Genomic DNA, 13,792 nt, shown 5'->3' with positions numbered 1-13,792 from the left:
CTGACGCAAGGAGTTTTTTTATTCCTTTGCGACAATCCGGTATAGATGATGGACATATTAATGAAAAGTGGAGGTGAGATGCTCTTGTCAGAAGGAGGACGTCTTGTAATTATGGATGAAACTGCAATCAGACGTGCATTAATTAGAATTGCACATGAGATTGTGGAGAAGAATAAAGGAATCGAAGATTGCATTATCGTTGGTATTCGGACTAGAGGTGTGTATCTTGCCAATCGAGTAGCTGCGAGAATTTCGGAAATTGAAGGCACAACTGTTCCAGTGCGAGAGCTTGATATTACGAAGTATCGTGATGATCGAAGTGAAACAGTAGATATAATGGTGGAGCTTTCCAATACGCCTAGTGATACTGAGCTGGATTCAACACTCGTTAAGAACAAAAAAGTCATTTTGTTTGATGATGTTCTATACACAGGTCGTACGATCAGAGCTGCCATGGATGCCATTATGGACTTCGGTAGACCACAAAATGTACAGCTTGCTGTGCTAGTAGATCGTGGTCATCGTGAGCTGCCTATTCGACCAGATTTCATCGGTAAAAATGTTCCCACATCTAAACAAGAAGAGATACAAGTTCAATTTACTGAAATTGATAGTATTGATCAAGTTACGATTATTCACTAGGGAGGCCATTTAATGACGATTACGCAAACTCAAACACGAAGTTTACTCGGTTTGAAGGATCTTAGTCAAAATGAGATTCAATCTATTCTTGACAGAGCTGCCTTCTGGGAACAACATGCAAATAAGACACACAACTTACTTAACGGAAAATTTGTTGCAAACATGTTCTTTGAGAACAGTACGCGTACTAGAACTTCATTCGAGGTTGCCGAGAAACGACTAGGTGCGGAAGTTATTAACTTTAGTGCAGCGGCTTCAAGTGTCGAAAAAGGTGAATCCATTTACGATACAGTTAGAACGTTAGAGTCAATGGGGATCGATGTGGGTATTATTCGCTTGAAACCAATTGGCTTGCTAGCAGAAATGGCACCCAAAATTAAAGTACCGCTAATTAACGCTGGTGATGGTAACAACGAACATCCAACTCAAGCTTTGCTTGATCTATATACAATGCAAAAGCATTTCGGTTCATTAAAGGGCTTGAATGTAGCGATTATCGGAGATGTTTTGCACAGTCGAGTGGCAAGAAGTAATTTGTATGCACTTCGCCAATTTGGAGCAAATGTTATGTTCTGTGCTCCTAACGATATGCAAGCAAAAGATCTTGATGTGCAATATGTAAGTATGGAAGAAGCGATAAAAGCAGATGTAGTGATGATGCTAAGAGTTCAACTTGAACGTCATTCATCTGGAATATTGAAATCAGCGGATGCTTATCGGCAAAGCTATGGTTTAACAGTTGAGCGAGCACGTCAAATGGCAAGTCATGCGATTATTATGCACCCTGCACCAGTTAACAGAGACGTGGAGATTGACAGTGAACTAGTAGAAGCTGCAAATTCGAAAATATTCTCGCAAATGTCAAATGGAGTTCCGATTCGAATGGCAGTTATCGAGCGCGCACTTGTATAACAGAAAAGTTGTAGATTATGCTTCCGATGTACTTTTCGTTTACGAGAAGAAATATCGTGGAGATAACGAAAAGAATTATGCTTACGAAGTAACTTTTCTTAACAAGAAGTTACTCAAGATGTAACAGAAAAGTTTTTAGGAGGATGAAAATGTCTTTGTGGATTTTGAACGGTAATGTTTGGAATGAGTCGAGTGCTACTTTGGAAAGCAAACATATTCAAGTAGTCGATGGTAAAATTGCAGCGATTGTCGATGCAACGGAAACGGTTAATACTGATGGTGCAGAAGTTATCGATGCACAAGGTAAATTAGTATCCCCAGGCTTTATCGATATGCATGTACATTTACGTGATCCAGGCTTCACACATAAAGAAGATATTATTACAGGTTCTCGTTCAGCTGCAAAGGGCGGCTTTACAACGATCGCTTGTATGCCTAATACAAGACCAGTTACTGATACTGCTGAGACGGTGAGATACATTATCGACAAGTCAGAAGAAGCACAATTAGTTAAAGTGCTACCTTATGCTGCTATTACAAAAAATGAGCTTGGTCGTGAGCTTACTGACTTTGCTTCATTAAAAGAAGCTGGAGCTATCGGTTTTACAGATGATGGTGTAGGCGTACAAAATGCGCAAATGATGAAAGACGCAATGGCACTTGCAAAATCTCTTGATATGCCAGTTATCGCGCACTGTGAAGATGATTCATTGGTAGTAGGTGCTTGGGCATCTGAAGGTGAGTTTTCACGTAAGCATGGACTTAAAGGTATTCCAAATGAATCTGAAGCGATCCATGTAGGTAGAGATGTATTACTTGCAGAAGCTACTGGCGTACATTATCATGTTTGTCATGTAAGTACGGAACAATCTGTACGACTCATTCGCCTTGCGAAGCAAGTTGGTATTAAAGTGACTGCTGAAGTTTGTCCCCATCACTTAATTTTATCTGATGAGAACATTCCTGGGCTTGATGATGCAAATTGGAAAATGAATCCTCCACTTCGTACACCACGAGATGTAGCAGCTGTTCTTGAAGGATTAGAGGATGGTACTATAGATATTATCGTAACGGATCATGCGCCTCATAGCGCAGAGGAAAAAGCAAAAGGTGTTGACCTTGCACCATTTGGAATTGTTGGGCTGGAAACAGCATTCCCATTACTTTATACACATTTTGTAGAAACAGGTCGCTGGACTTTAGGCTTCCTCTTGAAACGATTGACACAAGATCCTGCTAGAGTGTTCCGCCTTGAAGAAGGTAGCCTTGAAATTGGTAAGCCTGCTGATATTACAATTGTTGATATCGAAAATGAACAAGTGGTTGACACTAGTACATTCCTATCTAAGAGTAACAACACACCGTTTGGTGGTTGGAAACTTAAAGGATGGCCTGTAGCAACAATTGTTAATGGTAATATTGTTTGGACTGAATAGAAAGTACAACTTTTGAGGAGTGAAACGGATGCAAGCAAGATTATTATTAGAAGATGGAACTTTATTTAAAGGATTATCATTCGGTGCTGAAACTCAAACGATTGGTGAGGTCGTATTTAGTACAGGAATGACAGGATATCAGGAGCTTATTACTGACCCGTCTTACTGTGGACAAATTGTCACAATGACTTACCCATTAATTGGTAACTACGGTATTACTCGTGATGATTTCGAAGGAATTCGCCCCTTTATTCACGGCTTAGCAGTTCGTCGTTATGAACCAATTCCAAGTAACTGGCGTGCACAATATTCTTTAGGTGATCTTTTGAAAGAATATGAAATTCCTGGTATCTCTGATATCGATACTCGTATGTTGACTCGTAAAATTCGTCAATTGGGATCGATGAAGGGTGTTATTACAACGGGTAATGAGCATGTTGAAGAACTTCTAGAACGTTTGAAAGCAACACCATCAATCCAAGATCAGGTAGCGCGTACTTCCACAGAATATGTGTACACAAATCCAGGTAATAAAGAGCGTATTGTGTTAATTGACTGTGGTTCTAAAAGTGGAATTATTCGCGAATTGTCCAAACGTAATTGCGATATCGTAGTTGTTCCTCACGACACAACGGCTGATGAAATCCGTCGCCTTGCACCAGATGGCATTCAATTGTCGAATGGTCCTGGGGATCCGAAAGATAATCTTCATATTGCGGAAACAATTAAACAACTACTTGGTGAATTCCCGATGTTCGGAATTTGTCTTGGTCATCAACTGTTTGCTCTTGCATGCGGTGCAGATACAGAAAAATTGAAATTTGGTCACCGTGGTGGTAATCATCCAGTGAAAGAATTAGCAACAAATCGTTGCTATATTACATCGCAAAACCATGGTTATACAGTAACGGATGAATCAATCAAAGCTACTGATCTAATCGTGACACATATCAACAACAACGATAAAACAATTGAAGGCTTGAAACATAAAACGTTCCCAGCATTCTCAGTACAGTATCACCCAGAGGCGGCTCCAGGTCCAGAGGATTCCGGTTACCTATTTGATCAATTTATTGAAATGATTCGCAACCATAAGCAAGAAAATCCGCAAAAACCTCGTCAAGCTATATTGTCGGAAATGTTGAGAGGAGAATTACAAAATGCCTAAAAATAATAAACTTAAAAAAATCCTTGTAATTGGCTCTGGTCCTATCGTTATCGGACAAGCGGCGGAATTTGACTATGCGGGTACCCAAGCATGTCAAGCATTGAAAGAAGAGGGTTATGAAGTTGTTTTAATCAACAGTAACCCTGCAACAATTATGACTGATACAAATATGGCTGATAAAGTTTACATCGAACCAATTACGCTTGACTTTGTATCTCAAATTATTCGTCAAGAACGTCCAGATGGTTTGCTGCCAACACTTGGCGGACAAACGGGACTAAATATGGCAGTTGAGCTGGCTCGTGCTGGCGTGCTTGAGCAAGAAAATGTTCAATTGCTTGGAACTCAGCTTTCAGCCATTGAAAAAGCAGAAGATCGTGACTTGTTCCGTGATTTAATGCGTGAGCTTGACCAACCGGTTCCAGATAGTGATATTGTAACGACAGTTGAGGCTGCAGTTACTTTTGCTAACTCCATTGGCTATCCGATTATCGTTCGTCCTGCTTACACATTAGGTGGTACAGGCGGCGGAATTTGTGATGATGAAGAAGAACTTCGTGAAATTGTTGCTTCAGGTATTCGTTACTCTCCAATCAATCAATGTCTAATTGAGAAATCAATTGCTGGTATGAAGGAAGTAGAATACGAGGTTATGCGTGATGCTAACGATAACTGTATCGTTGTCTGCAACATGGAAAACTTCGATCCAGTTGGTGTTCATACTGGTGACTCTATCGTAGTTGCGCCGTCTCAAACATTGTCTGATCGCGAATATCAAATGCTTCGTTCAGCATCATTGAAAATCATTCGCGCTTTGAATATCGAAGGTGGCTGTAACGTACAGTTTGCGCTTGATCCGTTCAGTTATCAATATTATGTAATTGAGGTTAACCCGCGTGTATCTCGTTCATCAGCGCTTGCTTCTAAGGCAACGGGCTACCCCATTGCAAAAATGGCTGCGAAAATTGCGGTTGGTTATACTCTTGATGAACTCGTTAACCCAGTTACTGGTCAAACTTATGCAATGTTCGAGCCTGCTCTTGACTATATCGTATCAAAAATTCCTCGTTGGCCATTTGATAAATTCGTTGATGCGAACCGCAAACTTGGTACGCAAATGAAAGCAACTGGCGAAGTCATGGCGATTGGTCGTACATTCGAAGAATCTATTCATAAAGCAGTACGTTCATTGGAAATCGGTGCGCACCGTATTCATTTGAAAGAATCAGTTGATCTTTCTGAAGATGTATTACGTACTCGCCTTAATAAGCCTGATGATGAGCGTATGTTCCTAGTTGCTGAAGCATTCCGTCGTGGTTATGCACTGCAAGAAATTCAAGATCTAACTAGTATCGACTGGTGGTTCCTTGATAAAATCGAAGGTATCGTGAAATTTGAAGATATCATTCGTACATCAGCTGAACTTACAGAAGAGTTATTATATGAAGCGAAACGTAAAGGTTTCTCTGACCGCTCAATTGCTGAAATTCGTCAAGAAGGATTCCCAAATGCTGCTTACACGAATGAAGATGATATTCGTGCATATCGTAAGTCGCAAGGTATGATTCCAGTTTATAAAATGGTGGACACTTGTGCTGCAGAATTTGAAGCAGTTACACCATATTACTACTCCACATACGAGGTAGAAAATGAAGTAACGGATACAACGAAAGAAAAAATCCTTGTACTAGGTTCTGGACCAATTCGTATCGGTCAAGGTATTGAGTTCGATTACTCAACTGTTCATGCTGTATGGGCTATTCAAAATGCAGGCTACGAAGCAGTTATTATTAATAACAACCCTGAAACGGTATCGACTGACTTCAGTACATCTGATCGTCTATACTTTGAGCCATTATTCTTCGAGGACGTAATGAACGTTATCGAACAAGAGCAACCAATCGGTGTAATCGTTCAGTTCGGTGGTCAAACAGCGATTAACCTTGCTGCTCCACTTTCTAAAGCTGGCGTGAAAATTCTTGGTTCTAGCCTTGAAAGTATCGATGCAGCGGAAGATCGTAAGAAATTCGAAGCGTTACTTCGTAGCTTAGATATTGCGCAACCAGATGGTAAAACGGTTACGACTGTTGGTGAAGCAGTAGCTACAGCTCAAGTTATCGGTTACCCGGTTCTTGTAAGACCATCGTATGTACTTGGTGGACGTGCAATGGAAATCGTATATTCTGATGCAGAACTGTTAAGCTATATGGAAGTAGCTGTGAAGATCAACCCTGAACATCCAGTATTGATCGACCGTTATATGCTTGGTAAAGAAGCTGAAGTTGATGCAATCTGTGATGGCGAAACGGTACTTATCCCAGGTATTATGGAGCATGTGGAGCGCGCAGGTGTTCACTCCGGTGACTCGATTGCTGTATATCCTCCGCAATCATTATCTGACGATATTAAGCAACAAATCGTAGATATTACGATTAAAATCTCAAAAGCGCTTAAAGTTATCGGACTTGTTAACATCCAGTTTGTTATTCACGAAGAGAAAGTATATGTAATCGAGGTTAACCCACGTTCTTCTCGTACAGTACCATTCTTAAGTAAAGTAACAAATCTGCCGATGGCGAATCTGGCAACTCGTGCAATCTTGAATGAAAGACTTGCTGATCTTGGTTATGTAGATGGTTTATGGCCTGAAGATGATCATGTATCGGTTAAAGTTCCAGTATTCTCATTCGCGAAACTTCGTCGTGTTGACCCTACATTAACGCCTGAGATGAAATCTACAGGTGAAGTAATGGGGCGCGACGTACAATTTGCAAAAGCATTGTACAAAGGACTTATTGGTGCAGGTATGAAAATTCCTAACTCTGGTACAATTCTTGTAACAGTAGCGGATAAAGATAAGCAAGAAACAGTTGAATTAATGCGTGGTTTTGCAAATATAGGCTACAAATTAATGGCAACTGGTGGTACTGCAGATGCGCTAGAAGCAGCAGGGTTATATGTAGAGCGAGTTAATAAATTAAGTGAAGGTGCTCCAAATATTCTTGACCATATCCGTGAAGGACATGCTCAATTCGTAGTAAATACACTTACGAAGGGCAAAACTCCAGAACGTGACGGCTTCCGTATTCGTCGTGAAGCAGTTGAGAATGGGGTAGTATGTATGACGTCACTTGATACAGTAAGAGCATTACTTACAATGATGCAAACTATTAACTTCACTTCTAGTGCTATGCCAGTATCTCCACAGAAGTAAACGAAAAATTTTAGATGATGCTTCCGAAGTAACTTTTTGTTATCAGGAAGCATCATCAAGTAGATAACAATAAATTTTTATGCTTCCGAAGTAACTTTTTGTTACTAAGTAGTATTTTCATGAAGTAAACAAAAAGTTTTAGGAGGGCAAGGTATGTCACTTACAAAAGCAGAGGCGGCTTCGAAAATTATGGTTGCACTTGATTATTCAAGTGCAACTGCTGCGGAGCAGTTAATTCAGCAATTGAACGGAATTCCTTGCTATATGAAAGTGGGCATGCAGCTATACTACGCTGCAGGCCCCACTTTTGTAGAAGGGCTTAAAAATCGTGGCTTCCGCGTATTTTTAGACTTGAAAATGCATGATATTCCTAACACTGTCAAAGGTGGAGCAACGAGTATTACTGCGCTAGGCGTTGATATGTTCAACGTACATGCTGCAGGTGGTCGCGCTATGATGGAGGCTGCGCTTGAAGGTGTACAGCAAGCAAGCTCTAGTCAGAACCGTCCAACGGTAATCGCCGTAACACATTTAACTAGTACTAGTCAGCAAGTTATGAATGGTGAGATCGGAATTACTGGTACGGTTGAAGCTGCAGTACTTTCATATGCGAAGTTAACACAATTAGCAGGGTTAGATGGCGTTGTTGCATCACCATCAGAAGTTATTGCGATTAAAAATGCTTGTGGACAAGCATTCCAAACGATTACACCTGGTATTCGTCCATTAGGAGCAGCACTGAATGATCAATCTCGCATTATGACGCCTAGTGAAGCATTACGACAAGGGACTGACTACATGGTTATCGGTCGTCCGATAACAGCTGCAACTGATCCGCGGTTAGCAATTGAATCTATTATTGAGGAGTTAATCTCATATGAGTAAAGTATCATTGGAACAGCTTGCAAAAGATATTGCTGCATCATTATTAGAAATAAAAGCAGTAGCGCTTCGTCCGAATGATCCATTCACATGGACGTCTGGCATAAAGTCACCTATTTATTGCGATAATCGTCTTACGATGACTTATCCTGAAATTCGTGAAAAAGTAGCAGATGGTTTTGTAGCATTAATTAATGAAATGTACCCTGACGCTGAAGTGATTGCTGGTACTTCAACAGCAGGTATTCCGCATGCTGCATGGGTCGCACAAAAAATGAACTTACCAATGGCTTATATTCGTGATAAAGCTAAAGGACATGGTAAGCAAAATCAAATCGAAGGTCGCGTACTACCGGGCCAAAAGGTCGTCGTTATCGAGGATTTGATTTCTACTGGTGGTAGCTCATTGAAAGCAGCACTTGCTGTTCGTGAAGCTGGAGCAGTGCCACTTGCAGTATTGGCTATCTTTACGTATCAGTTCCAATCGGCTATTGATGCGTTTGCGGAAGCAGGGATTCCACTGCAAACCATTTCCAATTATTCTGCATTAATTGAACAAGCTGTTGCCACTGGTGAAATTGCTCAAGATGATGTAGCAGCACTTCAATCATGGAGAGCTAATCCTCAAGCTTACAACAATTAAACGACAGCAATGATGTTTGAACATAAAGCGAATATATAGTAGACATTATCGTTTCAGCAGTAATGAAATGATAATGTCTATTTTAGTTGATTACATGAGAGCAATGAATGTTATAATGATATTTCAATGTTATTAGAAAATTTTCAGAAAATAATTTAAAAGTTGTAACCTTTTCCAACTATTAAACGTCTCTAATATAGAATAAGTGTGAGGGGTGTCATGAGATTATATGAATGAACAGTTACATATTCAAGAAAATGATGTCGAGCCTAGTCACACTCCACTATTACAAGTGCGAGAGATGGAACGGATCTTTCAAGTGGGTGGCAAAGATCTTCATGTGTTAAAGGGACTTAATATGACAGTTGAACGTCAACAGCTTGTTATGTTAAAAGGAAGATCAGGCTCAGGTAAAACGACTTTGTTGAACAGTCTTGGCGGATTAGATACGCCAAGCAAAGGGAGTATTGATTTCAATGGTAAACCGTTCGATACGCTAAGCGATAAGGCAAGGACATTAATACGACGCAATGAAATGGGGTTTATTTTTCAAGCGTTTGCATTAATGCCTTTATTATCTGCTTATGAAAATGTTGAACTTTCTTTGCGGATGGCGAATCGGCCCAAAAAAGAATGGAAAGAGCGCGTTGAAGAATGCTTAACACTTGTTGGACTTGAAAAACGTATGCATCACCGCCCGTATGAATTATCGGGTGGTGAACAACAACGTGTTGCTATAGCAAAATCTATTGCACATCGTCCGATTCTATTACTTGCAGATGAGCCTACTGCTGAATTGGATACTGCGATGTCCGCACAAGTAATGGCGTTATTTCAAAGCATTATTAAGTATGAACAAATTTCGATATGTATGACGACACATGATCCTACAATTTTGGAGGTTGCAGACCATGTTTATGAAATGGTGGATGGCAAATTTATCTCGTAAAGCAAGTATATCAATGGTTATTTTAGCACTATTATTAAGTGGTTGTAGTCTATTACCGAATGAAAAAGAAGAGGAAGTTATACCTGATATTATTCCTCCGAAAATCTCGCAAAAGCCAGAGCATACAGTTGCTACGAAAACATTAGAAACAAAGGTAACAGTTATTGGTAGAATTATTTCATTAGAAGAAGAAACGATGTATTTCACTAAAGGTGATCTTAATGTAAAAGATGTGCACGTGAAGACAGGTGATACAGTTACTGCTGGACAAGTCATTGCAGAGCTTGATGTAAGTGAACTGCAAAAAACTTTACGTCTAGATAAACTCGCTTTTCAACGCGATGAACTAGCGATGAAGGAATTGCTACGTTCAAGAGATGAGATGGATCAATCAGAGTATGAGGCGCAACGTATTGCATTTGAAGAAAAAAGACAAAAGCTAGACGATATGGCGGTGGAAATTGAAAAAGGTGTCATTACAGCACCATTCTCAGGCACGATCGTATCGCTAACTGCAAAAAAAGGCGATCTTATTAAAGCTTATGCTCCGATTGCCATTGTAGCCAATACAACAATGCTTGTTCCAGGCGCGAAATTAACAAAAACAGAGCAAGAAAAAGTTGCTATTGGTATGGAAGCTACGGTTTCTATTAGTAACGGTGGTTCAATTAAAGGAAAAGTGAAACAACTTCCTACTAAAGCTACTGATTCATCTGGTGGTGGGAACGGATCAGGCGGTGCAGCAGGTGAAATTGATCGTATCGAGGATTATATGATTGTACAGATTGATAAATTACCTGCGGGAGCGGCTCGCGGTCTAACTGCTTCTATTAACGTCATCACTAGTCGTACAGAAAATGCTATTGTCATCCCACCATCTACACTAAGAAGCATAGGTAACCGTACTTATGTTCAAGTAGTGGATGAAAAAGGGCAAAAAAGTGAAGTAGATGTAGAAGTCGGACAGCAGACTGCTACTGATGTCGAAATTTTACAAGGCTTAACGCCTGGTCAGAAAGTAGTAGGGAGATAAGATATGGGTGTACCCTTCTTTCGCTTTATTTTCCGTAAAATGTGGAATACTCGTTGGCTAACATTAAGTACTTTGTTAGGACTTATTGTTGCTGTCGCATTTGCCACAAGTATTCCAATGTATGCAGATGGAGCTTTGAAACGCGTCATTGCACAACAATTGAAGGTAGATAGTGAAAGTAAGCCTGCAGGATCTTTAATGATGAAATATCAAGGCGTACCTGCAAATGGCAATAATATGGATGGATTGCTCTCTGTAGAGCAATATATTAAGGATGATATTCCCAAAACGATAGGTTTCCCGTTTGATACCTTCGTGCAACAATATGGAATACGTCCAAGTAATGTTACTCCAGTCTTTCCTGATAAAGTAGATGCGAGTCGCACACGTTCCTTAAATATTCAATCGATGAGTGGTTTACAGGAACATAATGAACTTGTACAAGGACAATGGTTCAGTGACAAGCTTACCGATAAAGGCGTACTGGAAGCGGTAATGATTGAAGAAGGCATGTATCGTAATGATGTGCATGTTGGCGATCTATTCTATTATCGTGCTGATAATAGTAAACAAATCGTTGTGCAAATTGTTGGTATTGTATCGCCAACAGACATTTCTGATGCGTACTGGGCTCAAGGGGTAGAATCGCAATTTGGAACACTGTTTGTTAATGAAACGTTGTTTCAAGAAGAACTACTGAAAAAACAAAATATTTTCTTGCAGTCTGCATCTTGGTATTATTCATTCGATCTTTCACAAATTAAAAGTAGTCAAATTAATGAACTGGCTTCTACTTTAAATCGTCTAGATATTGAGTTGTACCAACGACTTAAAGATACGAAAGTAGAGCAATCATTCGCCGAAACATTGAAAGCTTTCCGAGCGCAAAGTAATGAATTACAAACGATGCTATTTACTTTAGCTGCGCCAATGCTAGCAATGGTTATTTATTTCATTATGATGAATGCAAGACAATCGCTAGATAAACAACGCAGTGATATTGCTGTCCTTCGTAGTAGAGGTGCAGGAACAAGGCAAATTGTCGGCATGTATGTCGTCGAGAGTATAATGCTTGGTTTGATCGCTCTTGTTATCGGTCCATTGATTGGATGGTTTATGTCCAAAAGTATTGGATCAGCAGATGGATTTTTATCCTTTGTCAATCGTAAGTCGATTACGATTGGATTCTCTGTAGAAACGATTATTGCCGGAGTTATAGCTGTTGTTATCGCTCTTTTAGCAACAATTATTCCAGCGGTACAGTACGCAAGAGCCTCCATCGTTAGTTACAAACAAGATTTGGCTCGATCTGACAAAAAGCCATTTTGGCAAAAATGGTATTTGGATATTATATTAGTACTCGTTACAATCTATGGTTGGTATTTGTTCAATGAACGTCAATTACTTACTGTTAATTCAGGCGTATCAAGTGATCAAATGCAAATTCAACCGTTTTTATTCTTTGTACCTGCAATAGCAATTTTTGCGCTTGGATTGCTATGTCTGCGAATTTTCCCGTGGATAATAGCACTATGCAATTGGCTAGGTAAAAGGTATTTACCTGTATCATCTTACTTGACGTTAACACAATTATCTCGTTCTTCTAAAGGCTACTATCCATTGATGACATTGCTTATTTTAACGATCGGCTTAGGTGTGTATAATGCTTCGGCTGCTCGTACGATAGACTTGAACTCAACGGAGCGAACGCTGTATAAAAATGGTGCTGATGTTATTGTTCATACGAATTGGGGCGGAATTCCTGAAAAGATTCCTACGAAGAAACCTGATGATGGCAATAACAATGGCGGGAATAATGGTGGTAATAACGGCGGAAACGGTGGAGGCAATGGCGGCGGTGGCAGCAACGGAGGAAATGGTGGAGGTAATGGAAATAATAACCAACCACAGAAGTTACTCTATACAGAACCACCGTTCGAAGTATTCCGAACTAGTCCTGGCGTAGAAGCTGCTACAAGAGTACTTCAGTCCAAAAATAATATTATTGTATCAGGTAAGACGGTTGGGAAAGGTACAATTATGGGAATTGATAATAAAGATTTCTATGATGTAGCTTGGTTCGGAGACGATTTGTATGATTATGATCCGGCGTATTACTTGTCATACCTTGGATTGGCTGAGCATGGTGCTCTAATACCAGAAAACATTGCTGAAAAATATCAATTGAAATTAGGCGATCTCATTTCAGTAAGTTTCACAGATGGAACATTAGATTTTACAGTGCAAGGCATCGTTCCATTCTGGCCTAATTTATATCCAGATAGTGAACCGTTCTTAATTGCTAACTTGGACTATATATATGATCAATTACCGCTAATTCCTTATGAAGTATGGGTGAAGATGGAGCCGGATGCGCTTGTTGCTCCGTTGCTTGATCATCTAGCCGCTTCGAAATTAGACGTAGTTACCGTTAAAGATGTACGTAATGATCTAATTATTCAATCGAAGTTACCGACTAGAGGTGGCGTATTCGGTATATTAAGTCTTGGATTCCTCGTTACGATTGCGGTTACTTTAGCAGGCTATCTATTATACTGGTTCTTCAATTTGTCTGGTCGTGTCGTTCAATTTGGTGTGTTACGTGCGATGGGGCTTTCGAAGTCACAGTTAACTAGTATGTTGCTGATTGAGCAAATATTAACGGCAGGACTTGCAATTGGACTCGGTTTTGGTATTGGTAAAGTTGTCAGCTACATCTTCTTACCATTTTTACAATCGGCGGACAACGCCTCGGAAATGGTTCCACCATTCCGTGTTATCTTCCAAGCTAGCGATACGAATCAATTAATGCTAGTCGTGCTTGTGATGATGTTAATTGGTGCCGGGTTCTTACTCCTTCATATCAAAAAGCTTAAAGTACATCAAGCTGTGAAAATGGGAGAGGAGCGATAA

General features: G+C 40.0%; 10 protein-coding genes. All 10 read left to right on the top strand.

Annotation, left to right across the window (positions count from 1 at the left end; genetic code table 11):
- Nucleotides 1-111 precede the first annotated feature (111 nt).
- The 10 genes from pyrR (at nucleotide 112) to AC1TO5_RS02660 (ending at nucleotide 13,792) form a co-directional block, all read left to right on the top strand.
- Nucleotides 112-642, top strand: a complete 531-nt coding sequence (gene pyrR, locus AC1TO5_RS02705) for a bifunctional pyr operon transcriptional regulator/uracil phosphoribosyltransferase PyrR (RefSeq protein WP_482061806.1) — start codon at nucleotides 112-114, stop codon at nucleotides 640-642.
- 12 nt (nucleotides 643-654) lie between these two features.
- Nucleotides 655-1,554: an aspartate carbamoyltransferase catalytic subunit gene (locus AC1TO5_RS02700; protein ID WP_482061239.1), complete on the top strand. Its 900-nt coding sequence runs from the start codon at nucleotides 655-657 to the stop codon at nucleotides 1,552-1,554.
- 149 nt (nucleotides 1,555-1,703) lie between these two features.
- The gene (locus tag AC1TO5_RS02695) at nucleotides 1,704-2,990 is read left to right on the top strand and encodes a dihydroorotase (RefSeq protein WP_482061238.1); all 1,287 of its coding nucleotides are present in this window, start codon (nucleotides 1,704-1,706) and stop codon (nucleotides 2,988-2,990) included.
- A 28-nt stretch (nucleotides 2,991-3,018) separates the two neighbouring features.
- Nucleotides 3,019-4,158: a glutamine-hydrolyzing carbamoyl-phosphate synthase small subunit gene (gene carA, locus AC1TO5_RS02690; RefSeq protein WP_482061237.1), complete on the top strand. Its 1,140-nt coding sequence runs from the start codon at nucleotides 3,019-3,021 to the stop codon at nucleotides 4,156-4,158.
- The gene (gene carB, locus AC1TO5_RS02685) at nucleotides 4,151-7,372 is read left to right on the top strand and encodes a carbamoyl-phosphate synthase large subunit (RefSeq protein ID WP_482061236.1); all 3,222 of its coding nucleotides are present in this window, start codon (nucleotides 4,151-4,153) and stop codon (nucleotides 7,370-7,372) included. The genes carA and carB overlap by 8 nt, the downstream gene beginning before the upstream one ends.
- Before the next feature lie 153 nt (nucleotides 7,373-7,525).
- On the top strand, nucleotides 7,526-8,257 hold the full coding sequence (pyrF, locus tag AC1TO5_RS02680) for an orotidine-5'-phosphate decarboxylase (protein WP_482061235.1): 732 nt from the start codon (nucleotides 7,526-7,528) through the stop codon (nucleotides 8,255-8,257).
- Complete coding sequence (pyrE, locus tag AC1TO5_RS02675; protein WP_482061234.1) at nucleotides 8,250-8,897, top strand: orotate phosphoribosyltransferase; 648 nt, start codon at nucleotides 8,250-8,252, stop codon at nucleotides 8,895-8,897. Before pyrF ends, pyrE begins: the two co-directional genes overlap by 8 nt.
- Before the next feature lie 229 nt (nucleotides 8,898-9,126).
- Nucleotides 9,127-9,846: an ABC transporter ATP-binding protein gene (locus AC1TO5_RS02670; protein ID WP_482061233.1), complete on the top strand. Its 720-nt coding sequence runs from the start codon at nucleotides 9,127-9,129 to the stop codon at nucleotides 9,844-9,846.
- A complete protein-coding gene (locus tag AC1TO5_RS02665) occupies nucleotides 9,809-10,879 on the top strand; it encodes an efflux RND transporter periplasmic adaptor subunit (RefSeq protein WP_482061232.1) in 1,071 nt (356 codons plus the stop codon). The genes AC1TO5_RS02670 and AC1TO5_RS02665 overlap by 38 nt, the downstream gene beginning before the upstream one ends.
- Nucleotides 10,880-10,882: 3 nt before the next feature.
- On the top strand, nucleotides 10,883-13,792 hold the full coding sequence (locus AC1TO5_RS02660; protein ID WP_482061231.1) for an ABC transporter permease: 2,910 nt from the start codon (nucleotides 10,883-10,885) through the stop codon (nucleotides 13,790-13,792).

This window comes from Paenibacillus sp. Y930, assembly GCF_056786375.1.
Note: the sequence above shows the minus strand (reverse complement) of the source record. Positions and strands in the feature narration are given on the sequence as shown.